The organism is Mesorhizobium ciceri biovar biserrulae WSM1271, from assembly GCF_000185905.1.
GTDB lineage: Bacteria > Pseudomonadota > Alphaproteobacteria > Rhizobiales > Rhizobiaceae > Mesorhizobium > Mesorhizobium ciceri.
In genome coordinates this window covers 2,373,034-2,398,480 of the sequence record NC_014923.1, presented here as the reverse complement: position 1 = coordinate 2,398,480, position 25,447 = coordinate 2,373,034, and the positions used below count along the sequence as shown (strand labels likewise).

The window sequence follows — 25,447 nt, the reverse complement described above, 5'->3', positions numbered from 1 at the left end:
CAGAGCCTAGCCGTGGAGCGATTTTGTTGATATTACAAAGATAAGACAAGCTCTGTAACAAAAACTGACATGGCCGAATTCACCCTGCACGATCTGCAATGCTTCGATGCGGTGGTCCGCACCGGCGGTTTTCAGCCTGCGGCGGCCATGCTGTATCGCTCGCACCCCGCGGTGTTCGCCGCCGTCGCCAAGCTGGAGCGACAGCTCGGCCTCGTCCTTTTGGATCGCAGCGGCTATCGCGTGCGTCCGACCGAGGCCGGGCTGTCGTTCCACCGCCGAGCGCTATCGCTGCTGCGCGAGATGGACGGTTTGCGCGTCCATGCCGCCCAGTTGGCGATGGGTGAGGAAAGCGAGATCCATGTGGTGATCGGCGACCTGTGCCCGCGCCCGCAGGTGCTGGGCATGCTCGGGCGATTCTTCGCACAGTTGCCCGGCACGCGCCTGCATCTGCATTTCGAAGCGGTGGGCGGCCCATGGGAGCGTCTCTTCGACGACGAAGCCGACCTGATCCTGCACTGGGTCGACAAGGGCGATGCGCGGGTGGAATGGGTCGATTTGTGCAAGGTGTCCTTCATTCCCGTGGTGGCGCCGGGCTTTCTGCCTCAGCGTATCGAGCAGCCGATCACCCCGGACCAGATGCAGGCACTCACCCAATGCGTCATGCGTGACAGCGCCCGCCATTCGCCACAACAAAACTATTCGCTGATCGAAGGCGCGCCGCAATGCCTCGTCGCCGACCAGGGCATGAAGAAGGAGATCATCCTGCAGGGCCTTGGCTGGGGCCACCTGCCCCGCTTCCTGATCGAGGAAGAACTGCAGGACGGACGCCTGCACTCCATTGCCGGCCGTCATCTGCCGGGCCGCACCGACGAACTGGTGGTGGCGCGCCGCCGCGACCGGCCGCATGGGCCGATCGCGAACCGGCTGTGGGATCATATCCAGCAGGAAGCGCCGGCATTGCGCCGTGTGCTCGAAGCGCCGAAATCCGCCGAGGAAGTCAGCGGCCAACCAGCCAGCGAAAAGCGCGACGGATGAACGTTTGAGCGTCCTCCGTCACTGGTTCGCCGTGCGCCATCAGCACTCTTTCGGCCGGCCATGTATGCGTTGAAGAGCGGCACGCGCGGCGCGCCGGTCGGTAAAGCCGGCGCGGAATTTTCGCGGCACTGAGGGCTCTGCGGCCACCATCAGATCCAGCCGGGCTACGAGCGCCCGCCAGCCCTTGAACCATCCGGCGTGGAAATGCTGGATCAGATCGGTGAACAACACTGTCCTGCTTGCGCGGTGGAAGAAGACAATCTCGGTGGTGATCCTGTTGCCGCGCACGACGACCTGGTCGAGATCGTCCGCCCAGTCGGCGGCAGGCGTATCGCCGAGCTCGCCGCAGAAGAGGATATCTCGGCGCTTTTCCCGCAGGCCGGGTGGCGCATAGACCTTGGCATCGGGATAGCCGCGCTGCCAGTCAGCGAGAAACACGTGGTGAAGCGAATTGGGCGGGATCAGGAAGCGCACCACGCCCAGAGCGTCCACATCGGCGCGCAGCTCGTTCGTGAGCTCTACCGGTGACCAGATGAACAAACCGCCCCCGGACAATCCGATAACGGCCATACGCGTGGGATAGTGAAAGCCGGCGGCCGCCGTGACGATCGGACCATCCGCAATCCAGATCCCAAGGCCGAATTCCTTGAGACTACCAGCCATTTGCACATTGCTTCCCATAGAGCCGCTTGAATTCCGATGCGCCACAGTCGACCCTTCGCGGGATTGGCGGCTGCCGCAATGCGGCGGTCACGCAGCAAAAGTTTACATATGTGTAAATTTACACTAGGGTATAAAAATGACAACCCCAAAGCGGACCGAACGGTCGCGAAGCCTCATCCTCGATGCCGCCGACCTGGCGTTTCGGGAGATGGGGTTTGCCAACACCTCGGTCGAGGAGATCGCGACGCGCGCCGGCTTGACCCGCAAAACGGTCTACAATCTGTTCAGTTCGAAAGAAGAAATCGCGTTGCGGCTCATCGCCCGCGTGGAGGCGGGCGATGCCGCCTACCGCGCCCGCATGGCGGCGAACGAAGATGTATTCGTCATGCTCGAGACAGTCTTTCTCGACAGCGCCGGCTGGTGCCTGGCCAATCCCTCGCTTGCCAGGCTGGCTCTTGCCCCCGCCGAGCGTCCGTCCCTGCAGCCGCCGCCCGACCGGCCCTCATTCCAGCGCCTGGTCCGGGACCTTCTGGTGCTCGGCCAACGGCAAGGTGTCATTCGCAGGGATGACGATGCCAATTTCATGGCGCTGGTCCTGCTTGGAATATACGGCCAGGCGATGCTTTCGGCGCTTTCGGCCGGGTCATTCAGCGAGGACGAGATCAGGCACCTCATCCGCATCGTCGTTGAAGGGATCGGCAAACGCTAACTACGCGAACCACTTGTCCGCCGATCTCCAAAGCGCCGCAGGAGTGCTCCCGGCCTTCGCTTCATTGGCTGCTCTTCGGAGCCTTGGCGTCCTTTGAACGCTCCGCGATAGCGGGGCCGGCCCCGGACGTCTTTTCGGTTGCGGCGCTCGGCGTGACTTGTCTTGGCGGGTTTTGTCCCTCCGACTGGCGGGTGCGGTCTTCCACTTCGCCCATCCGGCGGGTGAGCCCTATTCCGCCGGCAGGCTTCTCGTTGGCGGCCGCATCCTGGGAGAATTTATCGGAAGCGTCGGCACCGGTCTTTGCCGGATATTTCGTCGCACCGGTTTCATAGCGGGTTTCGTTCTCAGTCATGGCATCTCTCCAGTTGCATGACGGATAAACATCTCGGCGCTATCCGGGTTCCAATTCCTGGACTTGGATTCCGGACGGATCTGGATTCCGCCCGGTCGGCCACCCAAGCGACGAGATGAGCAGCACCCTACTGCAGCAGACCCTTGACGATGCCGCTCGCCTTGCCGAAATCCATCTGGCCGGCATATTTCTGCTTCAGTGCAGCGATCACCTTGCCCATGTCCTTCTGGCTGGCCGCACCGGTCGCGGCGATCGCCTCGCGCGCCGCCGCGGTTACCGCCGCATCGTCCAGTTGCGTCGGCAGGAAGGTGCGGATGATCTCCATCTCGCCGCGCTCCTGCGCGGCCAGTTCCGGCCGCTTGCCGTCATCGAAGGCTTTGGCCGATTCCTCGCGCTGCTTCACCATCTTGGCCAGGATCTGCAGGATCTCCTCGTCGCTGGCCGGCTCTTTGCCTGACCCGCGATTGGCAATGTCGCGGTCGTGAATGGCGGCCTGGATCAGCCGCAATGTCGGCAGCCGGTGCTTGTCCTGCGCCTTCATCGCGCTCTTCAGGGATTCGGCGATTTTGCCGCGCATGGTGCATTCTCCTTCGATCGGCGCGGACAATAGCGCCGCGGGCGAGCCAAGGCAAACTCTGATGTGCCGAGGCAAGCCACTGATTTCACTAGGCGAAATAAAATATGGCGGCATTTCGCATGATCATTGACCGCCCTGCCCCCTTCCCCTATGTACTGGGCCTTGCATGAACGGAAATTTGACTGCGTGGAAGCCGCGAAATCGCCGCTTCGCGCCGTTTGCCGCGCAGATGGCCCGCCGGGCCGGTTGCAGCGCGCGGCCTGACAGGAGTGCCGCATGGCCGAGATGACGCCCGCCTTGACCCCCGCTTGGGCCACGGAAAAGCCGACCGCCCTTCTGGTGCTGGCCGACGGCACCGTCATCGAAGGTCGCGGTCTCGGCGCCACCGGCTCCGCTGTCGCCGAAGTCTGCTTCAACACGGCGCTGACCGGCTATCAGGAAATCCTCACCGATCCGTCCTATGCCGGCCAGATCGTCACCTTCACCTTCCCGCATATCGGCAACATCGGCACCAATGACGAGGACATCGAGGATCTCAATCCGGTCGCCCGCGCCGGCGCCGTCGGCGCCGTGTTCAAGGCCGATGTCACCAACCCGTCCAACTACCGCGCCGGCACTGGTCTCGACCAGTGGCTGAAGAAGCGCGGCATCGTCGCTTTGTCGGGCATCGACACCCGTGCGCTCACCGCGCTGATCCGTGAAAAGGGCATGCCCAACGCCGTCATCGCGCATGCGCCCGATGGCGTGTTCGACATCGACGATCTCAAGCGCCGCGCCGCCGCATGGTCGGGCCTGATCGGGCTCGATCTCGCCAAGGAGGTCACGTCGGGCCAGTCCTCTGTCTGGCGCGAGACGCCCTGGGTGTGGAACGAAGGCTTTGGCGAACAGATCGAACCGACAATGCACGTCGTCGCCATCGACTACGGCGTCAAACGCAACATCTTGCGCCTGCTCGCCGGCCTCGGCGCCAAGGTCACCGTGGTGCCGGCCAAGTCCGGCGCCGAGGAAATCCTCGCCATGCAGCCGGACGGCATTTTTCTCTCCAACGGGCCCGGCGACCCGGAAGCCACCGGCGACTATGCCGTACCGGTCATCCGGGATCTGCTGAAGACCGACATCCCGGTGTTCGGCATCTGCCTTGGCCACCAGATGCTGGCGCTGGCGCTGGGCGGCAAGACCGCCAAGATGCACCAGGGCCATCACGGCGCCAACCATCCGGTCAAGGACCACACCACCGGCAAGGTCGAGATCGTCTCGATGAACCACGGCTTTGCCGTGGATGCCGACTCGCTGCCATCAGGCGTCGAGGAAACCCATGTCTCGCTGTTCGACGGTTCGAATTGCGGCATCACGCTGACCGGCCGGCCGGTGTTCTCGGTCCAGCATCACCCCGAGGCTTCGCCCGGCCCGCAGGATTCGCATTACCTGTTCCGCCGCTTCGTCAATTTGATCCGCGAAAAGCGCGGTGAGGAATTGCTGGCCGAACGGGCTTAGCGCGATCCGGTAGCGCCGCCCCTCATTGCCCTGCCGGGATGGCCCTCCCTGGTGAGCGCAATGCGGTTGTGACTCACACCTGTGCTCCATCCTCAGCGACATCGGTGGCGACATTCGTGCGCGCTGCCGGCCTCGCAACTTTCGTCACAAAGACGATGACCGCCAGCGTTAGGAAGCACGCTCCCAGCAGATAGGGCGCGCCGCCGAAGGTCACCGGCGCGTTTGGCCCGGTGAACCAGGAAAAGATCGCCGTGTAGAGCAGCGGCGTGATGATCGAGGTGATCGAGAAGATCGAGGTCATCGCGCCCTGCAGTTCGCCTTGCGCCGAAGGCGGCACCTTGGCGGCGGCGAGGCTCCTCAGCGGCGGGTCGGCCAGCGCTTCCAGGCAGCCGACGACGATCACCGCATAGATCATCCAGCCTTGCGACGCGAAGGCGTAGCCGAAGGCGCTGGCTGCCGTGAATGTCAGGCCGATGACCGCGGTCTTCCACTCGCCAAGCCTCGGGATGACGCGCGGCAGCACCGTCGCCATGACGATCGCGCCGCACAGGCCGAAGGCGCCGAGCGAGAAGCCGATCTGCTGCTCGCTCCAGCCATAGCGGTAGCTGGAGACGAACGACCAGACCGCCGGATACATCATATGCCCGAGCGTCATCAGGAAGAAGACAAGCCCGATCCAGCCGATGCCTTGATATTGGCGCATCTGCAGAAGCGTGCCGACAGGGTTGGCGCGTTTCCACTCGAAGCGGCGGCGGTGCTTGTCATCGAGCGTTTCCGGCAGGAAAAACAACGCGATGAGGAAATTCACGAAGGCGAGCCCGGCGGCGAAATAGAACGGCACGCGCGGCCCGAACGTGCCGAGCAGCCCGCCCAGAACCGGCCCGATGACGAAGCCGACGCCAAATGCGATGCCGAGCAGGCCGAAATTCTTAGCCCGATTGTCATCGTTCGAGATGTCGGCGATGAAGGCCGATGTCGTCGAATAGCTGGCGCCCGAAATGCCGGCCAGCACGCGCCCGATGAACAGCATCGGGTAGGACCAGGCGACGGCGCAGATCAGATTGTCGATGGAGAAGGTCAGCACCGATGCGAGCAGGATCGGCCGCCGCCCGAACCGGTCGCTCAAGCCGCCCATGATCGGCGCGAAGAAGAACTGCATCGCCGCATAGACGAAGAACAGCCAGCCGCCTTCGATCGCCGCGCCGCTGATGCTGACCCCGGTCAATTCCCGGAGATAGGCCGGCAGCACCGGCATGATCATGCCGAAGCCGATAATGTCGAGCAGCAGCGTGGTGAAGACGAGCGCAAGGCCCCGTCTGGCGGTTTTGGGGTCGATCATGCAGGATCAAGCTCCTCTGCTCGCCCTCAGGCGCAGGCGGACGCACCTTATAGGCGAGCTCGCGGAAAGGAACAATGCAGGAACAGGCCGAATCTATTCATCCTGACACCACCTGACGGCAGCATCGCCGGCAGGTGAAGCTCGACAACGGTCTGGTCAGATCGGCCCACTCAGCGTGTTGCAATCCGACAGCTTGCCGCTCTTGTAACCACGCGCCAGCCAGGTCTGCCGCTGCTGCGAGGTGCCGTGGTTGAAGCTTTCCGGCACGACATAGCCCTGCATCTTCTTCTGCAGCGTGTCGTCGCCGATCTGCTTGGCGGCGTTCAGCGCGCTTTCGATGTCGCCCTGCTCCAATATGCCTTTCTGTCCGGTGTAGTGGGCCCACACACCGGCAAAGCAGTCGGCCTGAAGCTCGATTCGCACCGACATCTGGTTGGCCTCGACCTCGCCCATGCTCTGCCGCATCTGGTTGAACTTGGACATGATGCCGGTCAGGTTCTGCACATGATGGCCGATTTCATGCGCGATCACATAGGCGCGGGCAAATTCGCCCGAAGCGCCGAACTGCTGGTCGAGTTGCTGGAAGAAGGTCATGTCCAGATAGACCTTGTGGTCGCCGGGACAATAGAACGGTCCGGCCGCCGCGGAGGCAAAGCCGCAGGCCGAACGGACCTGGCCGGAAAACAGCACCAGCTTGGGATCCTCGTAGGTCAATCCCTGCGACTTGAAGATGCCGGTCCAGGTGTCCTCGGTCTCGGCCAGCACGGTCGCCACGAACTGCTTCATCTCGTCATTGGCCGGTGTGGCACCGTTGTCCTGGCCGCTGTTGTCGGTGATCTGGCCGCCGCCGCCCGGCAGCAGGCCGCCGTCGCCGCCACCCAGGATCGTCGAAGGATCGAAGCCGAAATACCATCCGGCCAGCACCACCAGGATGACGAGGAAGATGCTGCCGCCGCCACCGGTACGGCCGCCGATCGGAATGCGGAACTGGCCACCGCCGCCGCCGAGTCCGCCGCCGCCGCTGTCGCTGCGGTCGTCCTCGATATTGTCACTCTGACGACGGCCCTTCCAGAGCATGGCAACTCCTCGTGCAGCAAACCTCCCCGTTGCTCCGGGGCACCAGACAATTATCCCAATGGTTGCGCCAAGTCACAGCATTTTTCGATGGCCTTTTTGGCCACACGGGTCGCCTTGCGGCCAAGTTCGTTGTGGCGAGCGGCTCGGCGTTGCAATCGTCCCCATGGCCTACAGCCGATCACGTAAGCCCGACAGAGAGCTAATCTTCCTGCTTGGCGCCGGCGCTCTTGCCGTCGGAGCTCTTCGAACGCTCCTCGAAACGCGCCGCGCCCTTTTTCAGCGGATGGCCGGTTTCGGCTTCGGTCTTGCGCTCATCCCTGGCCGCCGCCTGTTTCAGTCCCTCGGCTGCCTGCTTGCCCTTTGCCGCCGGCGTTTGTTCGATGCCCATCGTTTCCTCCTTTTCGCGCGCCAATCGCACGGATCTGGTGCAAACGTGTCTGGCGTGCGACGGTTCCGGCGACGCGGGAACTCTGGCGCTCAGCGCGCCGTCATCGCCTTGCGGAAGGCTTCCAGCGTCTCGGCGCTGACATGGTGCTCGATGCCCTCGGCATCGATGCGCGCTGTCTCCGCACTGACACCGAGCGAGCGCAAGAAAGCTTCCACCGTCTGGTGGCGGATGCGGCTTTCCTCCGCGACTTTGCGGCCGGCTTCGGTCAGGAACACGCCACGATAGGGCTTTCTCGACACCAGACCGTCGGCGCACAGCCTGGTCAGCATCTTGGCCACTGTCGGCTGCGCGACACCGAGCCGTGCGGCGATGTCGACCTGACGCGCCTCGTTGCCGTCTTCGATCAGGTCGGCGATCAGTTCGACATAATCCTCGACCAACGCACTGCGGCGCGCTTCGCGCTGCTGCCGGAAGCCCTCCGAATGAATTTCGGCGTCGAGCAGCGGCTCGCGCGGAACTGGTCTGTTCTTCAGCACCAATACGCGCTCCTCCCAGGACTATTTGCCATCCATGCTTTCATAGCACGGGCTCTGATTCTTCAGGCCGTTTATTTGCATTCCGCAACAGGTGCAACCGGGGCTTCCGATCGCCGTTTCACCCGATGACCGCCAGCCGGATAAAAAGCAACGACAATGAAATATAGCATATTGCATAATGTTGAGCCATGGCATAGCTTAAGCCAACATCGTCCAGTCTCGCGGAAAGCCCTCCTTCATGTCCGAAGCCGAAGCCACAGCCTCCCGTTCCTCATGGCGGTTCGCCAGGCCCGACGAGGACGAGCAGCCCAGCCTGCGCGAAGTCAATTCCTCTATCGCCGTGCCGAACTCGGGCGTCTGGTTCCGTCGCCTGTTCGCCTTCATGGGTCCCGGCTACATGGTCTCGGTCGGCTATATGGACCCCGGCAACTGGGCGACCGACCTCGCCGGCGGCGCCCAGTTCGGTTACACGCTGCTGTTCATCATCATGCTGTCCAACCTGATGGCGATCCTTTTGCAGGCGCTGGCGGCACGGCTCGGCATCGCCACCGGCCGCGATCTCGCCCAAGCCTGCCGGGCCTATTATCCCCGGCCGGTGAACTTCGTGCTGTGGATCGCCTGCGAGCTGGCCATCATCGCCTGCGACCTGGCCGAAGTCATCGGCACCGCGATCGCATTGCAGCTTCTGTTCGGCATTCCGCTGATCGGCGGCGCCATGCTGACGGCGCTCGATGCCTTCCTCGTGCTGCTCCTGATGAACAAGGGGTTTCGCTATCTCGAAGCCTTCGTCATCGCGCTTTTGATCATCATCTTCAGCTGCTTCGCCATCCAGATCTTCGTCGCCGCCCCGCCGGCCGGTTCGATCCTGCATGCCATGTTCGTGCCGTCGTCGGAAATCGTCACCAATCCGGCGATGCTCTACATCGCCATCGGCATCATCGGCGCCACCGTCATGCCGCATAATCTCTATCTGCACTCCTCGATCGTGCAGACCCGCGCCTATGAACGCACCGACAAGGGCAAGCGCGACGCCATCAAATGGGCAACGACGGACTCGACCATCGCCCTGATGCTGGCTTTGTTCGTCAACGCCTCGATCCTGATCGTGTCCGCGGTCGCCTTTCACAACACCGGCCACCAGGACGTCGCAGAGATCGGCCAGGCCTTCGAGCTGCTGTCGCCGCTGCTCGGCCTCGGCATCGCCTCGATCCTGTTCGCGGTGGCGCTGCTGGCTTCCGGCCTGAACTCGACGGTGACGGCCACGCTCGCCGGCCAGATTGTTATGGAAGGCTTCCTGCGCCTGCGCATCCCCAACTGGGCACGCCGGCTGCTGACGCGCGGCCTCGCCATTATCCCGGTGGTGGTCGTCACCGCGCTCTATGGCGAAAAGGGCACCGGCCAGTTGCTGGTGTTCAGCCAGGTCATCCTGTCGATGCAACTGCCCTTCGCGGTCGTCCCGCTGGTGCAGTTCGTCTCCGACAAGAAGAAGATGGGCAATCTCGCCATTCCGCGCGGCGTCGCAGCCCTTGCCTGGGTGGTCGCCGCGATCATCCTGGTGCTCAACTTCAAGCTGCTCTACGACACCATGTTCGGGGTCGGCTGAGTTCCGCTTCGCCTGGAAACCGGCTGCCCTCTGCGCAGGGGGCAGCCTCGCGACAAATCGGCAATCCGCGCTATGTTTTCCGGCATCATGACCCGGATCGAAGACATCAGGAAATTCTACGCGCGGCTGCTGGCCGCCAATGCCGGCTCGCCCGACCCACGTCTGGAAGCGGCTTTCGCCGACGTGCCGCGCGAAGCGTTTCTCGGTCCCGGGCCGTGGACGGTCGTCGCCGGCAACGGCAAGGTCACAACACCGAGCGCCGATCCGGCTCATATCTATCAGAACGTGCTGGTGGCGCTCGACGACGACAAGGGCATCAACAATGGCGAGCCATTCCTGCACGCCATGTGGATTGGAAAGCTTGAACCGAAACCCGGTGAGGCGGTTTGCCATATCGGCGCCGGCACCGGCTACTACACCGCCGTGCTGGCCCGGCTGGTTTCGCCAGGCGGCATCGTCACCGCTTTCGAACTCGACGAGAAGCTGGCCGATCTGGCGCGTCAAAATCTCGAAGCCTATGGCAATGCGACGGTGGTCCATGGCGATGCCGTGACGACGCCCCTGCCGCCATCCGACATCATCTATGTCAATGCCGGGGTCGCAGCGCCCCCGGCCGGATGGCTGAAGGCGCTGCGGCCAGGCGGCCGCATGATCTTTCCCTGGCGGCCGGCCGAGCGCGTCCCGCTGGCGGTGATGGTGACACGCACGCAAAAAGGCTTCGCCTGCGATCCGTTCATGCGGTCGTGGTTCATTCCCTGTGTCGGCGCCTCGGTCGCGGACCCCGCGGCGATGATCCCCACCGGCGAGCAGGCCGCGCGCAGCCGCTCGATCTGGCTGGCGCAGGACAGGGCGCCGGACGACACCGCCACCGCCATATCAGGCGATGTCTGGTTCTCGTCGGAAAATCTCCACACCGAGCCTCGCAAGCAACGGTGATTTTCCAAAATTTCGTCCTGTCCTGTCGGACCGGTGGCTCGTCGCCCGTCCTTGGGCTGAAGTCCGCCACGACGGCGTGGACCGAAGAACGGGAGCATTGGAATGAGAAAGATTATCTCTGCGACATTCGTCAGCCTCGACGGCGTCATGCAGGCGCCCGGCGGCCCGCAAGAGGATCCGGTCGGCGGCTTCAAGTTCGGCGGCTGGACCTTCCATTACTTCGACGAGGCGGGGGGCGCGGCGATGGATGAACTGTTCTCCAAGCCTTTCGCCCTGCTTCTCGGCCGCAGGACCTACGATATCTTCGCCGCCTACTGGCCATATCAGAAAGATCCGATCGCGGATGCCTTCAACCCTGCGACCAAATATGTCGCGACGCATCGGCCCGACACCCTCACCTGGCAGAACACGCAATCGCTCGGGCCTGATATCGTTGCGGAGTTGCGCCGCCTCAAGCAGGAGGATGGACCCGACCTGCTCATCCAGGGATCGGGCAACCTGATCCAAACGCTGCTCGCCAACGGGCTGATCGACGAGATCCGGCTGATGGTCTTTCCGCTGTTGCTGGGTAACGGCAAGCGGCTGTTCGGCGACAGCGCGATCCCGGCCGCCTTCAAGCTCATTAAGTCGCAGGCAACCGGCACCGGCGTCATCATGGCGACCTACGAACGCGCGGGCGAGGTCAAGGTCGGGTCGTTTGTCACGGGAGAGCCGTCGGAAGCCGAGCTCGAGCGGCGCAGGAATTGGAAGTAGCAGGACCTGGGTTCCTCGCCCCACGATGAAAGATCGACCCCCACTCCGTCGAGCTTCGCTCGACACCTCTCCCCCGGTTGACGGGGTAGAGGAACGGCGCGAACCTACCTCAGCTGGCACCTTTCCTCTCCCTCCGGAGGGGGGAGAGCGACGGGGGAGAGGAACCCCAGTTCTGAGAAGCTTCAAGCAGCGACTGGTCGCCGCGCCAGCCCTTCCCGTATATGCCGTGCGAATTCCTGCGCCGCGGGCCCTACCCCATGCCTCGGCAGATGCAGGTTGATGGCAAAATTCGGCAGCGGCGGCAGGCCGGACTCCGATGGCAATATGTCGAGATCGGCTGGCACCGTGGAGGCCAGCCAGGTGGTGACGGCGAGGTCGGAGCGCACCGTCGCGGTCGTCGCGTCGATGTTGCCGTTCTCGAACACGGTGCGCCACTCCAGCCCATGCTCACCGAGCGCCGCCAGCACAGCCGGCCGGAAAGCGCAGGTGTCGGCGACGATCGACACCGGCAGCGGCCGCTTGGCGCGGGCAACGCCGCCCTTGGCACCGACCCAGACCAGCCGGTCAACGACGAGGCATTCGCCGGCCGACGGGCCGGCGCATTCCTCGATCACGGCAAGGTCGATGGTCCCGGCCGCAAGGGCAGCAGTCAATTCTGGCGACGAGGCGCAGACCAGCGATATCTCGACCTGCGGATAGGTCTCGGCATAGGTCTTCAGCACCGGCGCCAGCAAGGTGCCGACAAGGTCGTAGGGCACGCCGAGCCGCACCTGGCCGGCCACCGGGCTCCCAGCCATTTCGGCCCAGATCTCGTCATTCAAGGCCAGCAGCCGCTTGCCCCTGCCGAATAGCTGTTCACCGGCGCGCGTCAGCCGCAAGCCGCGCCGGTCGCGCTCGAAGAGGCTCGAGCCGAACGCCTCCTCCAGCCGTTTGACCTGCTGGCTGACAGCACCTTGCGTCAGGTGCAGTGCATTGGCCGCCGCTGTCATGCTGGCCTTGTCGGCGACGGTGATAAAGGTGCGGATCAGCGCCATGTCGAGATTTCGGATCATGGTTGGCATTATGCTTGCTAATGTCAACCATAGCAAACATTGCATTTACTGAAGTTCGTGCGCAGCTACGATGGCAGCCCTCCCACCGAGGACGCCGCATGCTCGAGCCCATTTTCCCGCTCATCCTGTTTGCCATCGTCGCCACCACCACGCCCGGCATCGCCACGACCCTGTCGACGGCATCGGGCGCACAGTTCGGCTTTCGCCGTTCCGTACCTTTGCTGATCGGCAGCGCCGCCGGCCTCGCCACGGTGACGAGCGCCGCCGCCGCCGGGCTCGCCGGCCTGCTGCTCGCCGTGCCCTCGCTGCAACTGGCGATGAAGGTCACCGGCTCACTTTATCTCGTCTGGTTGGCGATCAAGATCGGCCGCAGCGGACCGCCTAATCTGGATGTAACCATGGCCAGGCCGAACAGCTTTCTCGGCGGCGCCGGCATTCAATGGATGAACCCGAAGGGATGGGCGATGGGACTGGGCGCCGCGGCGTCGTTCGCGGCATTGGCCAGCGGACCGATGCAGCTCGCGCTGCTGCTCGGCGCCACTTTCGGCCTCGCGGCCGCCGCCTCGCTTTCACTGTGGTGCGTGGCCGGCATGGTGCTGGCGCGGCTGCTCAAGACCGAATGGCAATGGCGCGCGCTCAACATCGTGCTGGCACTGGTGCTGGCCGCCTCGATCATTCCGATGTGGCGGTCGGCGTAGACGGCCACGGAATGGGTACAAGACGCCAAGTCCTGCAAGGTCAGCGCAGGAGCCCCACCCGGGCCTTCGGTCCGACCTCCCCACAAGGGGGAGGTAGGGAGCGCGCCTTTTCCAAGCCTCAAGGAGGGCGGCGCGCGCCCCTAACCTTCCCCCTTATGGGGGTCCGAAGGACGGGTGAGACCCGTGGCTCGCCCCGGCAAATCGCTGCGAAGCAGCGGGGTGGGGGTCCTGGTTCGCAAAGCGAACCAGCCTCTCAAACGTCAAACCCCGTAACGCGCCGCCGGCTTGTCGGCGTGCAGGCTGCCGTAGAAGGCTTGCCGGGCGCCGAGGAATGTGTCGAGCTTGGCCGCATCGGCAAGCGCGGGCACGGTGACCGCCTCGCCTTTGGCCAAGCCGACAAGTGCGGCATCGACCATGTCGTCGGCGGTCATGATGATCTCCTTCGGAACGTTTGCGATATCGGTGCCGGCAAGTTCCCAGAAATCGGTCCGGGTCGCGCCCGGCAGCACCACCTGCACCTTCACATTGGTGCCCTCGACCTCACGGTGCAGGGCTTCGGTGAAGTTGACCACATAAGCTTTGGTGCCGCTGTAGATGCCGCCGAAGGAGGTGTCGAAGGCGAGCACCGAGGCGATGTTGACGATGCCGCCGCGGTTGCGTGCCAAAAGCCCCGGCAGCACGGCGCGGGTTAGACGCGTCAAGGCGATGGTGTTGACCTTGATCATGCGCTCGGCCGCGTCGACATCGGCGGTGGCCACGACGGCCTGGCCGCCGATGCCGGCATTGTTGACCAGCAGTGTGATGCTCTCGTCGGCTGTTACAGCTTGCTCGACGCGGCGCACATCATCGTCGTTTGCAAGATCGGCGCTGATCACGCCGACCTTGCGGCTATAGGTCTGGCGCAGCTTCCCGGCCAGTTCCTCCAGCCGGTCGGCGCGCCGCGCCACCAGCACCAGATCGTAGCCCTGCCCCGCCAGCCGGTCGGCATAGACCGCGCCGATGCCCGACGAAGCACCGGTGACGACCGCCGTGCCCTTGTTGCCCTGTCCACTCATTGTCCTGTTCCTTCTTCAACTGATCTTGTTCGTTTCGAATGACCCCCGGCACCGTGGCATCTGCCGCGCTGCCGGAAAGCCGCTTGATCTGATTTAGTGGCATATACCACTAATCGTGAAGTAGGCATATGCCACTATCTTGTCAATGAGACGGGCGGGGATTATTTGAGGGGAGCAGCCGGGCCTCATTCGCCGGCGCCAGGGACCATCATGTCAAAGGACAGCCTGCCCGGCCTCACGCTCTGCAACAACGCCGCGCTGCGCCGCGCGGCGCGCAAGCTCGGCAAGTTTTATGATGATGTGGTGGAGCCGTCAGGCCTCAAGGCGACGCAGCAGGGCCTGCTTTACCAGATCCATATGGGCGATGAGCCGGCGATGGGCGCCATCGCCACGTCGCTGATCATGGACCTGTCGGCGCTCGGCCATACGCTGAAACCGCTGATCCGCGACGGCTATGTCGAGACCTTCGCCGACCCGGAGGACCGCCGCGTCAAGCGTGTACGACTGACGCCAAAGGGCCTGGACAAGCTCGAGGAAGCGATGAAACTGTGGCAAATCGCCCAGCAGCGCTTCGAAGATGTCGTCGGCAAGGACAAGGCCGAAGATTTGCGCGCGGCTCTGGATGAGATCGCCGCGCTGGATTTTGATCTGCCGCCGGCCACGCCCTAAGGCCAGCGTTTGCCAAAGACTCTACTCGGCAGGCATTTCTACAGGCCGAGCCGCCCAGCGGCCGGCGACCACGACGCCAAGCCCGACGATCGGGAAGATCGCGGCGACCAGGCCGAGATCGGCCGGCGCGCCGTAGCGCAGCACGGCACCACCGACCACGGCACCCAGCGCCACGCCGAGATAGAGCGCCGAGGCGTTGAGCGACAGCACGATCGGGGCGGCATCGGGCGCCAGCTTGATGATGCGGCTCGCCTGCGCCGGCGGGAACGCCCAGCCGACGATGCCCCACGGCACCATCATCGCCATCAGCGCCGGCCCGGCAATATGGTGCGGCAGGAAGGTCGGGATGACCGACAATAAGACCAGCATGGCTGCACTCAGCGCCAGCGACCAGCCGACGGTGCGGGTCGCGCCGAACCGGTCGGCGGCCTGGCCGCCGCCAATGTTGCCGATGACGGCGCCGACGCCGAAGGCGAGCAGCATGCCGGGCAGCGCGATCTGGCTGAGACCGCCGCCCTCGATGGCAAGCGGCGCGACATAGGCAAAGACGGTGAAGGCGCCGATCAGCGCCAGCACTGTCGTCAACAGGATCGGCATCACGCCGGGACGCAGCGCTGCCGCCAGCCTGCGCTTCAAGGGCAGCCTGGTGCCAACGATGCCCTGCGGCAGCCGGTACCACAGGATCGCGCCCGCAAGCGCGCCAAGGCCGGCGATGGCAAAGAAGGTGCCGCGCCAGCCGGCGACGGTGGCAACGAGCGCGCCCAGCGGCGCACCGAGCGCAACGGCCACAGTGGTGCCGCCGACGACGACGGCGATGGCACGCGCCCGGTGATGATCATCGACCAGCGCCACCGCCGTGCCTTGCGCAGTTGCGGCGAACAGGCCCGACGACAGCGCCATGACGATGCGCGCGACCAGCAGCAGTTCGAAGGAGGAACTCAAGGCGGCGGCGATGTTGCCGATGACGAAGAACACCAGCGTCCACAGGATGACGCGGCGCCGGTCCCATTCGCCTGTCAGCGTCGCCAGGATCGGCGTGCCGACCGCATAGGCGAGCGCGAAGGCGGTAATCAGCGTGCCGGCCAGCGGAATGGAGATGCCGGCATCCGCCGCGATGTCGGGCAGAAGGCTGGAGATGACGAAGCCTTCGGTCGAGATCGTGAACGATCCGAGCGCGAGCCAGAAGAGGCGCTTGTCCATGGCGGGATGTCCTTAGTTCAAAAGTTATTGAACAATTGGACATAACAGGGCATCATGTCAATGAAGCCAGGGAAAAATAGCTGAACCTTCCTGACAGCCCTGTGTCAGCACAGGCCGGGCGGGGTTCGCGCGAGACGGAGAAAGGCCACGTGGAGCCAACAATGATGGATGCGTTGAAATCGGACCCGACTGTGCTTAGTTTCGAGCCATGACCTTGCCACACCCCAATACGGACCAGATCAGCCTGCCGATCGTGCTTGGCGTGCTCGGCGACCCGACGCGGCTTGCCATCGTGCGCTATCTCGCCAGCAAGCAGGGCGTGCCGCTGAACTGCAGCCAGTTCCTCGATTTCGGCTCGAAGACCAATCTGAGCTACCACCTCGCCAAATTGCGCGAGGCCGGCGTCACCCGCGCCGAGGTGGTCGGCACCAACCGCATGATCACACTGCGCCGCGCCGATCTCGACGCCCGCTTCCCCGGCCTGCTCGACAGCGTCATCGCCGCCGCCGGCGACGATCCCGCACTGCCGGCGGTTGGCGGCCACGATATCGAAGTGCACGCCCGACCCTGAAGGATTTGGGTTCCTCGCCCACGAACGTGGGGAACAGGAAAAGCGGCGTCACACAGGAGCTTCCCGAAAATGCGCATCGCCGTCCTCGCCGATATCCACGGCAATGTGCTGGCGCTCGACGCCGTGCTTGACGACCTGCGCCGGCGCGGCGGCGCCGACCTGACCGTCAATCTCGGCGACAGCGTTTCCGGCCCGCTATGGCCACGCGAAACGATGGAACGGCTGCAGGCGCTGAACCTGCCGACGGTGCGCGGCAACCACGACCGCCGTGTTGCCGCCGACCCCGCTGATGACACCATGTGGCCCTCCGACGTCTATGCGCAGGAGCGGCTGACCGAGGCACAGCGCCAGGTGCTGTTCGCCCAGCCGTTGACGCTGGAGATCGCACCCGGAATCATCGCTTTCCACGCCCGTCCCGACCATGACGAGAAATATCTCACTGATACGATAGTCAATGGCCAGCTGGTGCGCGCGCCGCTGACGGCGATCCGGCGGCGGCTGAAGGCGCTCGACCCGGCTTGCCGCATCGCGCTGTGCGGCCACAGCCACCGCGCGGAACTGATCCGCGTCCCCGACGGTCCCGTCATCTTCAATCCGGGCAGCATCGGCTGCCCTGCCTATGACGATTCCACGCCGCCGGCGCATGTCTCCGAGCAGGGCTCGCCGCATGCGCGCTACGGCATCGTCACCTCGGGCAGCAACGGCCAGCCCGACGGCTTCGAGGCCATCGCCGTCGACTACGACCACGAGGCGGCCGCAAGGCAGGCCGAACAAGCGGGCCGGCCGGAATGGGCTCACGCGCTCAGAACCGGGTTCATGCCCCTGCCCGGCTGAAGGCTGGCGAAACGGCGGCCCGAATTTTCGGGCTTACATGGCGCCGCGTCGTCCCTTATAAAACCGGCCGGGCTTGCGGCGGGCTCGATCCGCCGCGGCACGGTATCAGCGCACGGCCAAACGATGAGGCGCACAGTTACGCTCCGAACAATCCTCCATGCGCTGATTGCTGCTCCGCTGCTGATGACGGCGTGGCCGGTGATTGCCCCCGCTATGGCTGAAGAGATGGCCCAAGAGGCGCCGGAGCTCGTCATCTCCGTCGTCACCGGCCTGGCGCCGGACGACCTTCTCAAGGTCCGCACCACCGCATCGCCGGTCGCCACGGTCGAGGCGCGGCTGAGCAGTGGCGACATGGTCACCAATCTCGGCTGCAACGACATCAACGGCTACAAATGGTGCAAGGTCGAGAGCACGGGCAAGGAGAAGCTGAGCGGCTGGGCGCCGGCGCGCTATCTCATCCCCCTCAATCCGAACCCCTATGTCGAAGGTGAGCCAAGACCGGCCGGTGCGCCGGTGGTTGCCTCCACCGGCAGTGGGGCCGAGCAGGCCTCGGCGCCAGATCAATCGCAGGCCATCGGCTCGGCCAACAGCCCTCAGGTCGCACCGCCCGACCTGACAGCCCGGCTTGGCGGCGCCGGTCCGGCAGCCGAAAGCACGTCGAAATCGCCTGAGGAAATCGGCCACGCCGCCATGCAGGACGCGTACCTACTGGCGCTGGCGGCGCCTGACGTCCCGCTTGATTCCGCTCCGACGCCGGCTTCTGGCCCCGAGATTCCCTGCGCCCGCTATGTCGGCCAGCCGATGGAGCGCTGCAAGGTCAGCGTGGTGCACAGCGCCGACAAGGCGAACATCACTGTGACCTGGCCCGATGGCGGCACGCGCATCATCTCCTTCCGTGCCGGCCAGCCGGCCGGTTCCGACGCGCCCGGCGACTTCCGCTTCACCAGGGAAGGCAGCCTCAACATGATCCGTGTCGGCGTCTCGGAGCGGTTTGAGATCACGGATCAGTTGGCGCTGGGGAATTAGAATTCAGGGGAGTAAGGGAGCAGGGGAAAAAGGGAGTATGTTTGGAATTCTCTCGAACCCACCCTATTCCCCTATTCCCCTATTCCCCTATTCCCCTATTCCCCTATTCCCCTATTCCCCTATTCCCCTATTCCCCTATTCCCCTATTCCCCTATTCCCCTATTCCCCTATTCCCCTATTCCCCTATTCCCCTATTCCCCTATTCCCCTATTCCCCTATTCCCCTATTCCCCTATTCCCCTACCTCGCATTTTCGGGGTTACATCAGTCAAAACTCTTCCCTATAAGGCCCTCCTAGCCTGATACCAGAATCGCGAGCACAACCGGCCGGGTCTTCCCGTCCCGGTTTTTTGTGCAAGCCGCCCGCCGAACGGACCTTTGACATGCCAAGACGCACTGACATCAAGTCGATCCTGATCATCGGGGCCGGCCCCATCGTCATCGGCCAGGCCTGCGAGTTCGACTATTCCGGCACGCAGGCCTGCAAGGCGCTGAAAGAGGAAGGCTTCCGCGTCATCCTGGTCAATTCCAACCCGGCCACCATCATGACCGACCCGGAACTGGCCGACGCCACCTATATCGAGCCGATCACGCCTGAAGTGGTGGCCAAGATCATCGCCAAGGAGCGGCCCGACGCGCTGCTGCCGACCATGGGCGGCCAGACCGCGCTCAACACCGCTCTGTCGCTGCGCCGCATGGGCGTGCTCGAGCGCTACAATGTCGAGATGATCGGCGCCGATGCTACCGCCATCGACAAGGCCGAGGACCGCGCGCTGTTTCGCGAGGCGATGAAGAAGATCGGCCTGGAAACGCCGAAGTCGATGCTGGCCAACGCCACCGACGTCAAGAACACCGACCGCAAGACGCATGAGGCCGAGCGCGCGGCGCTCAAGGCCGAGAAGCCGGCCGATCTCGACGCCGCGCTCGATGCGCTGGAAACCCGCTGGAACCTCGGCGAAGGCGACCGCAAGCAGCGCTATATCAGCCATGGCATGGCGATCGCCGCCCAGGCGCTCGACCATGTCGGCCTGCCGGCCATCATCCGCCCGTCCTTCACCATGGGCGGCACCGGCGGCGGCATCGCCTACAACCGCGCCGAATTCTACGAGATCGTCCAGTCCGGCCTCGACGCCTCGCCGACCACCGAAGTGCTGATCGAGGAGAGCGTGCTCGGCTGGAAGGAGTACGAGATGGAGGTCGTCCGCGACAGAGCGGACAATTGCATCATCGTCTGCTCGATCGAGAACATCGACCCGATGGGCGTGCATACGGGCGACTCGATCACCGTCGCCCCTGCCCTGACGCTGACCGACAAAGAATACCAGATGATGCGCAACGCCTCGATCGCGGTGCTGCGCGAGATCGGCGTCGAGACCGGCGGCTCCAACGTACAGTTCGCCGTCAACCCGGCCGATGGCCGCCTCGTCGTCATCGAGATGAACCCGCGCGTCTCGCGTTCGTCGGCCCTGGCCTCCAAGGCGACCGGTTTCCCGATCGCCAAGATCGCCGCAAAGCTCGCCGTCGGCTACACGCTGGACGAGCTGGAGAACGACATCACCGGCGGCGCGACGCCAGCCTCGTTCGAACCGAGCATCGATTACGTCGTCACGAAGATCCCGCGTTTCGCCTTCGAGAAATTCCCCGGCGCCGAGCCGGTGCTGACCACCGCCATGAAGTCGGTCGGCGAAGTCATGGCCATCGGCCGCACCTTCCAGGAATCGCTGCAGAAGGCACTGCGTGGACTTGAAACCGGCCTCACCGGTTTGGACGAGATCGAGATCCCCGGTCTCAGCCATGGGGGCCTCGGTTCCGCCAACCATGCCGACGACCGCAACGCCATTCGTGCGGCGCTCGGCACGCCGACGCCCGACCGGCTGCGCATGGTGGCGCAGGCGATCCGCATGGGCACCTCGCTGGAAGACGTGCACGCCATGTGCAAGATCGACCCGTGGTTCCTCGAACAGATCGCCGGCATCGTCGCCATGGAAGCCCGCATCCGCGAGCACGGCATTCCCGAGGACGCCGTCAACCTGCGCATGCTGAAGGCCATGGGTTTCTCCGATGCCCGCCTCGCGTCGCTGACGAAGACCGACGCCGAAGTGATTCAGAAAGCTCGCGAAAAGCTCGACGTTCATCCGGTTTATAAACGCATCGACACTTGTGCGGCCGAGTTCGCCTCGCCCACCGCCTACATGTACTCGTCCTATGAAGTGCCGTTCGCCGGCGCGCTGGCCAACGAGGCGCAGGTGTCATCGCGCAAAAAGGTCGTCATCCTCGGCGGCGGGCCGAACCGCATCGGCCAGGGCATCGAGTTCGATTATTGCTGCTGCCACGCCGCGTTTGCGCTGCGCGACGCCGGCTATGAAGCAATCATGATCAACTGCAACCCCGAGACCGTGTCGACCGACTATGACACGTCAGACCGGCTCTATTTCGAGCCGCTGACGGCGGAAGACGTGCTGGAGATCCTGCGCGCCGAACAGGCCTCGGGCGAACTGGTCGGCGTCATCGTCCAGTTCGGCGGCCAGACGCCGTTGAAGCTGGCGGACGCGCTGGAGAAGGCCGGCATTCCGATCCTCGGCACTTCGCCCGACATGATCGATCTGGCCGAAGACCGTGACCGCTTCCAGAAGCTGCTGCACAAGCTCGGCCTCAGCCAGCCGAAGAACGGCATCGCCTATTCGGTCGAGCAGGCCCGACTCGTTGCCGGCGAGCTCGGCTTCCCGCTGGTGGTGCGCCCGTCCTATGTGCTCGGCGGCCGCGCCATGCAGATCATCCATGACGAGGGCATGCTGCAGACCTATCTGCTCGACACCGTGCCCGGCCTGGTGCCGGAGGACATCAAGCAGAAATACCCCAACGACAAGACCGGCCAGATCAACACGCTGCTGGGCAAGAACCCGCTGCTGTTCGACACCTACCTATCCGGCGCCATCGAGGTCGATGTCGACTGCCTCTGCGACGGCAAGGCGACCTTCGTCTCCGGCATTTTGGAGCACATCGAGGAAGCCGGCATCCATTCGGGCGACAGCGCCTGCTCGCTGCCGGTGCACTCGCTGCCTTCGGAACTGGTCGACGAGCTGGAGCGCCAGACGGCAGCCCTTGCCCGCGCGCTCAATGTCGGCGGGCTGATGAACGTGCAGTATGCGATCAAGGACGGCACGGTCTATGTGCTGGAGGTCAATCCGCGCGCATCGCGCACCGTGCCCTTCGTCGCCAAGACCATCGGCCGGCCAATTGCCAAGATTGCCGCCCGCATCATGGCCGGCGAGAAGTTGGAAGACGCCTTCGCCCATTACGGCGCCATGCCCGACCCCAGGAACCCCGGCCACATCGCGGTCAAGGAAGCCGTGTTCCCCTTCGCCCGTTTCCCCGGCGTCGACATATTGCTCGGCCCGGAAATGCGCTCGACCGGCGAGGTCATGGGCCTCGACCGCGATTTTGCGCTGGCCTTCGCCAAGAGCCAGCTCGGCGCCGGCGTCGACCTGCCCCGCTCCGGCACGCTGTTCGTCTCGGTGCGCGACGAGGACAAGAAAGGCATATTGCCAGCGGTGAAGCGCCTCGCCGGCCTCGGCTTCAAGGTGCTGGCCACCTCGGGCACCGCCCGCTTCCTCGCCGAAAACGGCGTCGTCGCCGAGAAGATCAACAAGGTTCTGGAAGGCCGCCCCCACATCGAAGACGCCATCCGCAACCGCCAGGTGCAGATCGTCTTCAACACGACGGACGGCCAGAAGGCGGTGTCGGACTCCAAGTCGCTACGGCGCGCGACGCTGATGCAGAAGGTGCCGTATTATACGACACTGTCCGGTGCTGCCGCGGTGGCGGAGGCGATTGCGGCGCTGAAGGCGGGGAGTTTGGAGGTGCGGCCGCTGCAGGAGTATTTTGCTTAGAGCTGTATTCTCCCCGTTCAACGGGAGAAGGTGCCGGCAGGCGGATGAGGGGCAGCGGCTACTCAGGCTCATTTTGAACTGGAACTGGCAATTCGCGTAAAAGTCTTAAGACGTCATCGTAACGCGACCTTTGCAAAACCCTCATCCGTTCGATGAGTGAAGGAACTTGAGCCTCTCCCATACGATTTTGGACGAAACGGATTTTGCTATCGGACCTGCCGTAGACGAACTTGTCGGCGGCACCGACAACAGCAGCGTTCGTGGCGCTTACCAGCTTGTCTTCCCCAATACGCTTAATGTTTTCAATAAGAGCTCGGTCGTTGACCCCAACGAATAGCTTTCTCGGCCCAATTGGCACGATGACGTGCGATTCTGCGCTCCCGAGTACGTTAGTATAGATTACTGCTCGATCCGAAGTCAGGAGCTCGTGGATAGCTCTATCCACCGTCAACACTGACCACTCCATCGCTGCCAATCCAGATATCAATCTTTCGTTCGACATCAAATTTTTTGCGTGCCTGATGGTACGAGGCGCAGCTTTCGCTAGGAATTCGTCAGTCATTTGCTCGAAAGTTCTAGCCTCATTTTCGGGTTTTAGTGCCTGAAAGATATTCTCAAAACCCGGAGCGATTGTCGAAGACAGCTCTGTGATGTTTTCGCGCAGCATTCTAATATCCGAGGGCATTCGCGATAAAAGCGTGGCGATAAAACCCGACCAAGCGAGGCGTTGTGCAACCGAGAATTCTCCACCGTTAAGCATGGTCTTAAGCGCATCAGCAGCCTTGCTATCGATTGGGGAGAGAAACTCGCGCTCCATCTCATGCGCGACTTCGTCAGGAAGACCTTGAATGGCGTAAAGCCTCGATATGTAACCAGTGCCCTCTGGGTGAACTCGTTTAGGCTTCACCTGATTGCCGAAGGCTTACTGAATTCGATCAACCGACCATCAGTTTGAGCCCAGCGTTTCAAGTAGAAGACGGGCAAGAAATGGTGCTTGATCGGTTGACTCGCTCGCATTCACGTCACTCTGGAAATCTATAAATCAAAAAAGGATCAACCTGTAACATGTCCTCACGTTGCCGCGACGTCTACGAATGTTTGAACAGCTTCACCAAATTGAAACGAGGAAGTGACACAGCCAAGATTCAAGTTACGGTGACGCTTTGAGTCTTTGGGTGGGCACATGTCAACGAAACTGGTACGCCAGAAGGTTGCGGAATTCCTGAAATCAGACGGCCCTGGAGTGCTCTGCATCCGAGGCAATTGGGGCACCGGCAAGACCTACACTTGGAATGATGAGCTGGAGAAAGCTGCAAACGTCAAGGGCGGTATAGGTTTAGAAAAATATGCCTATGTGTCTCTCTTTGGGCTGAACAGCATCGAGGAAGTGCAGCGCCAAATTGCGACCCAGACGATCAAGCGAGAACGGATAGGCCAGCCTTTCGATGCGACCAACCTTACCGCTGCCTACGAAGACGGTGTGACGCTTGTAAAGAAGTTAGCTGGCCGGTTCGGCGGCTTCTTAGGCGATGGTTACTATGGTGCCGCTGCATCGCTAATGACACTGCTTATTCGCAATCGCCTCATTTGCATAGACGACCTTGAACGCAAGGGAGAGCACCTGCGGAGTGGGGACGTTCTTGGGCTAATTTCGCAGTTGACGGAGGAGCGTCATTGCAAAGTAGCCCTTCTGTTGAATGACGAGCGACTGGATGATCGCCCGCAGTTTGAGCGATTCCTTGAGAAGGTTGTCGACCTCAATCTGCGCTTCATACCTTCCGCAAGTGAATCCGCTGCGACCGCTCTTGATAACCTCAAAGCTACTCCAATTCCGACGGATGACGTGCGCGAGCAAACTATCCTGCTCGGAATCGATAATATTCGCGTCATTCGGAAGATCTACAGTCTCGTAAGCGACATAGCTCCGATGCTCAAAGATTATAAGTCTGGCGTGTTGAAGGCGGTAACGAAATCACTGGTGCTATTCGGATGGTGTAACTATCAACCTGAGATGGCTCCGACCCTGAATTTCTTAAAGGCGATTGGAGAGTATTCCTTCGCGACGCAGCCCCCGAACGAAGAAGTTGCGAAGCTGCGGGAAAAATGGGAGCCGAAATTAAGGCAATATGGCTACACCCACACTGACGATTTTGACCTGGTCCTAATGGACGGCATTATCAATGGGTATTTCGATCCAACGGTGGTGGCTGTTTACGCGACCGAACTCAACAAAATCGAGCAGTCCGCTGAGGCGAACGCCAAGTTGGAAGAGGCGTGGGATTCATATCGCAACTCGTTCGATGACAATGGAGAGGAATTAGTCGTTGAGCTTATGGAGTGCTTTGAGGCGAACGCGCAGTTTTATTCATTGGGCACTACATCGCAACTCATCGACTTGTTTGGCAGAATTGGGCACAAGGAAGAAGCGAAAAAGGTTTTTGACCTCTATGAAAAGGCGCACGATGGCGATGTGAGTGCTTTTGACGTTGAGCGTCTTTTCCGGTTTGGCATGGAACTGCCCAAGGACATCCTTGCAAGGGTCACGAAGGCTAGAGAGGGCGTTAAGCCTAACCTCTCCAATGATGCGCTTTTCTTAGGTTTGAAAGAGGCTGGATTCGGTTCGGATATCGCAGCGCAATTGGCAAAACTGCCGGTAGAGGAATATGTGCGGGTGCTCACGAGCCATCGCGGCGAGGAGCTTAGGAAAATCCGTGAAGGCCTTACGGACTATCTCAATGTCTCAAACCCAACCAATATCGCCATTGAAATCATGTATCGGGCAGCCGATGCACTCCAGATAATAGCAGCACGAAGCCCTCTGGACAGCGCCAGAGCCCACACTTGGCAGTTGATCCAATGGCAGAAAAAGTTTGGACGGCTGCCAGATGTAGAGCTGCCTGTTGATCCAAAGGCGACAGAGGCAACGGAAGAGGCTGCGCCTGCCGCTTAATTGGTTGGACGCCTATGGCGAAGTGCATTTGTTGGTGTCGC

The 25,447-nt window shown here is 62.7% G+C and carries 24 protein-coding genes; 13 read left to right on the top strand and 11 right to left on the bottom strand.

What is annotated here, in order from left to right:
• Window positions 1–69 precede the first annotated feature (69 nt).
• A complete protein-coding gene (locus tag MESCI_RS11540) occupies window positions 70–1,035 on the top strand; it encodes a LysR family transcriptional regulator (protein WP_013530130.1) in 966 nt (321 codons plus the stop codon).
• A gap of 39 nt (window positions 1,036–1,074) precedes the next feature.
• Here the strand turns inward: MESCI_RS11540 and MESCI_RS11535 are convergent, their stop codons facing one another.
• Complete coding sequence (locus MESCI_RS11535) at window positions 1,075–1,716, bottom strand: DUF4336 domain-containing protein (protein WP_338048513.1); 642 nt, start codon at window positions 1,714–1,716, stop codon at window positions 1,075–1,077.
• A gap of 118 nt (window positions 1,717–1,834) precedes the next feature.
• Between MESCI_RS11535 and MESCI_RS11530 the strand changes: the two genes are divergently transcribed.
• A complete protein-coding gene (locus MESCI_RS11530) occupies window positions 1,835–2,407 on the top strand; it encodes a TetR/AcrR family transcriptional regulator (protein WP_013530128.1) in 573 nt (190 codons plus the stop codon).
• A 61-nt stretch (window positions 2,408–2,468) separates the two neighbouring features.
• Here the strand turns inward: MESCI_RS11530 and MESCI_RS11525 are convergent, their stop codons facing one another.
• Both MESCI_RS11525 and MESCI_RS11520 read right to left on the bottom strand, forming a co-directional pair.
• Complete coding sequence (locus MESCI_RS11525; RefSeq protein ID WP_013530127.1) at window positions 2,469–2,759, bottom strand: hypothetical protein; 291 nt, start codon at window positions 2,757–2,759, stop codon at window positions 2,469–2,471.
• A 127-nt stretch (window positions 2,760–2,886) separates the two neighbouring features.
• On the bottom strand, window positions 2,887–3,336 hold the full coding sequence (locus MESCI_RS11520) for a GatB/YqeY domain-containing protein (RefSeq protein WP_013530126.1): 450 nt from the start codon (window positions 3,334–3,336) through the stop codon (window positions 2,887–2,889).
• Window positions 3,337–3,612: 276 nt separating this feature from the next.
• On the opposite strand from MESCI_RS11520, the gene carA reads away from it, so the two are divergent.
• On the top strand, window positions 3,613–4,830 hold the full coding sequence (carA, locus tag MESCI_RS11515; RefSeq protein ID WP_013530125.1) for a glutamine-hydrolyzing carbamoyl-phosphate synthase small subunit: 1,218 nt from the start codon (window positions 3,613–3,615) through the stop codon (window positions 4,828–4,830).
• Between the two features lie 73 nt (window positions 4,831–4,903).
• Here carA and MESCI_RS11510 read toward each other — a convergent pair whose 3' ends face one another.
• From MESCI_RS11510 to mntR, 4 genes are all read right to left on the bottom strand, one after another.
• Entirely contained in the window at window positions 4,904–6,169 is a 1,266-nt protein-coding gene (locus MESCI_RS11510; protein WP_013530124.1) for a TCR/Tet family MFS transporter, read from the bottom strand.
• A gap of 156 nt (window positions 6,170–6,325) precedes the next feature.
• Complete coding sequence (gene ypfJ / locus MESCI_RS11505; RefSeq protein WP_013530123.1) at window positions 6,326–7,246, bottom strand: KPN_02809 family neutral zinc metallopeptidase; 921 nt, start codon at window positions 7,244–7,246, stop codon at window positions 6,326–6,328.
• A gap of 199 nt (window positions 7,247–7,445) precedes the next feature.
• Window positions 7,446–7,634, bottom strand: coding sequence for a hypothetical protein (locus MESCI_RS11500; protein WP_013530122.1), 189 nt, complete (start codon window positions 7,632–7,634; stop codon window positions 7,446–7,448).
• Between the two features lie 89 nt (window positions 7,635–7,723).
• A complete protein-coding gene (gene mntR, locus MESCI_RS11495) occupies window positions 7,724–8,173 on the bottom strand; it encodes a manganese-binding transcriptional regulator MntR (RefSeq protein ID WP_024504117.1) in 450 nt (149 codons plus the stop codon).
• Between the two features lie 235 nt (window positions 8,174–8,408).
• Between mntR and MESCI_RS11490 the strand changes: the two genes are divergently transcribed.
• The 3 genes from MESCI_RS11490 (at window position 8,409) to MESCI_RS11480 (ending at window position 11,462) form a co-directional block, all read left to right on the top strand.
• Window positions 8,409–9,773, top strand: a complete 1,365-nt coding sequence (locus tag MESCI_RS11490) for an Nramp family divalent metal transporter (protein ID WP_013530120.1) — start codon at window positions 8,409–8,411, stop codon at window positions 9,771–9,773.
• An 87-nt stretch (window positions 9,774–9,860) separates the two neighbouring features.
• The gene (locus tag MESCI_RS11485; RefSeq protein ID WP_164919884.1) at window positions 9,861–10,709 is read left to right on the top strand and encodes a protein-L-isoaspartate O-methyltransferase family protein; all 849 of its coding nucleotides are present in this window, start codon (window positions 9,861–9,863) and stop codon (window positions 10,707–10,709) included.
• Window positions 10,710–10,811: 102 nt separating this feature from the next.
• Window positions 10,812–11,462 (top strand): dihydrofolate reductase family protein, encoded by a 651-nt coding sequence (locus MESCI_RS11480; protein WP_013530118.1) that lies wholly within the window; start codon window positions 10,812–10,814, stop codon window positions 11,460–11,462.
• A 182-nt stretch (window positions 11,463–11,644) separates the two neighbouring features.
• Here the strand turns inward: MESCI_RS11480 and MESCI_RS11475 are convergent, their stop codons facing one another.
• A complete protein-coding gene (locus tag MESCI_RS11475) occupies window positions 11,645–12,514 on the bottom strand; it encodes a LysR family transcriptional regulator (protein ID WP_013530117.1) in 870 nt (289 codons plus the stop codon).
• Window positions 12,515–12,612: 98 nt separating this feature from the next.
• Between MESCI_RS11475 and MESCI_RS11470 the strand changes: the two genes are divergently transcribed.
• Window positions 12,613–13,212 carry a LysE family translocator gene (locus tag MESCI_RS11470; protein ID WP_013530116.1) on the top strand — a complete coding sequence of 200 codons (600 nt, stop codon included), beginning with the start codon at window positions 12,613–12,615 and terminating at the stop codon, window positions 13,210–13,212.
• A gap of 260 nt (window positions 13,213–13,472) precedes the next feature.
• Here the strand turns inward: MESCI_RS11470 and MESCI_RS11465 are convergent, their stop codons facing one another.
• Window positions 13,473–14,267 carry an SDR family NAD(P)-dependent oxidoreductase gene (locus MESCI_RS11465; protein WP_013530115.1) on the bottom strand — a complete coding sequence of 265 codons (795 nt, stop codon included), beginning with the start codon at window positions 14,265–14,267 and terminating at the stop codon, window positions 13,473–13,475.
• Between the two features lie 210 nt (window positions 14,268–14,477).
• Between MESCI_RS11465 and MESCI_RS11460 the strand changes: the two genes are divergently transcribed.
• A complete protein-coding gene (locus MESCI_RS11460; RefSeq protein ID WP_013530114.1) occupies window positions 14,478–14,936 on the top strand; it encodes a MarR family winged helix-turn-helix transcriptional regulator in 459 nt (152 codons plus the stop codon).
• A gap of 21 nt (window positions 14,937–14,957) precedes the next feature.
• Here the strand turns inward: MESCI_RS11460 and MESCI_RS11455 are convergent, their stop codons facing one another.
• A complete protein-coding gene (locus MESCI_RS11455; protein ID WP_013530113.1) occupies window positions 14,958–16,136 on the bottom strand; it encodes an MFS transporter in 1,179 nt (392 codons plus the stop codon).
• A 208-nt stretch (window positions 16,137–16,344) separates the two neighbouring features.
• On the opposite strand from MESCI_RS11455, the gene MESCI_RS11450 reads away from it, so the two are divergent.
• The 4 genes from MESCI_RS11450 (at window position 16,345) to carB (ending at window position 22,456) form a co-directional block, all read left to right on the top strand.
• Window positions 16,345–16,707 (top strand): ArsR/SmtB family transcription factor, encoded by a 363-nt coding sequence (locus MESCI_RS11450; protein ID WP_013530112.1) that lies wholly within the window; start codon window positions 16,345–16,347, stop codon window positions 16,705–16,707.
• A 69-nt stretch (window positions 16,708–16,776) separates the two neighbouring features.
• Entirely contained in the window at window positions 16,777–17,541 is a 765-nt protein-coding gene (locus MESCI_RS11445; RefSeq protein ID WP_013530111.1) for a metallophosphoesterase family protein, read from the top strand.
• 123 nt (window positions 17,542–17,664) lie between these two features.
• Complete coding sequence (locus tag MESCI_RS11440; RefSeq protein WP_164919883.1) at window positions 17,665–18,567, top strand: SH3 domain-containing protein; 903 nt, start codon at window positions 17,665–17,667, stop codon at window positions 18,565–18,567.
• A 382-nt stretch (window positions 18,568–18,949) separates the two neighbouring features.
• Window positions 18,950–22,456, top strand: coding sequence for a carbamoyl-phosphate synthase large subunit (carB, locus tag MESCI_RS11435; RefSeq protein WP_013530109.1), 3,507 nt, complete (start codon window positions 18,950–18,952; stop codon window positions 22,454–22,456).
• A 58-nt stretch (window positions 22,457–22,514) separates the two neighbouring features.
• On the opposite strand, the gene MESCI_RS11430 is transcribed toward carB, so the two are convergent.
• Window positions 22,515–23,363 carry a DUF4238 domain-containing protein gene (locus MESCI_RS11430; RefSeq protein WP_164919882.1) on the bottom strand — a complete coding sequence of 283 codons (849 nt, stop codon included), beginning with the start codon at window positions 23,361–23,363 and terminating at the stop codon, window positions 22,515–22,517.
• A 276-nt stretch (window positions 23,364–23,639) separates the two neighbouring features.
• On the opposite strand from MESCI_RS11430, the gene MESCI_RS11425 reads away from it, so the two are divergent.
• A complete protein-coding gene (locus MESCI_RS11425; RefSeq protein ID WP_013530108.1) occupies window positions 23,640–25,406 on the top strand; it encodes a hypothetical protein in 1,767 nt (588 codons plus the stop codon).
• The last annotated feature ends 41 nt before the right edge of the window (window positions 25,407–25,447 follow it).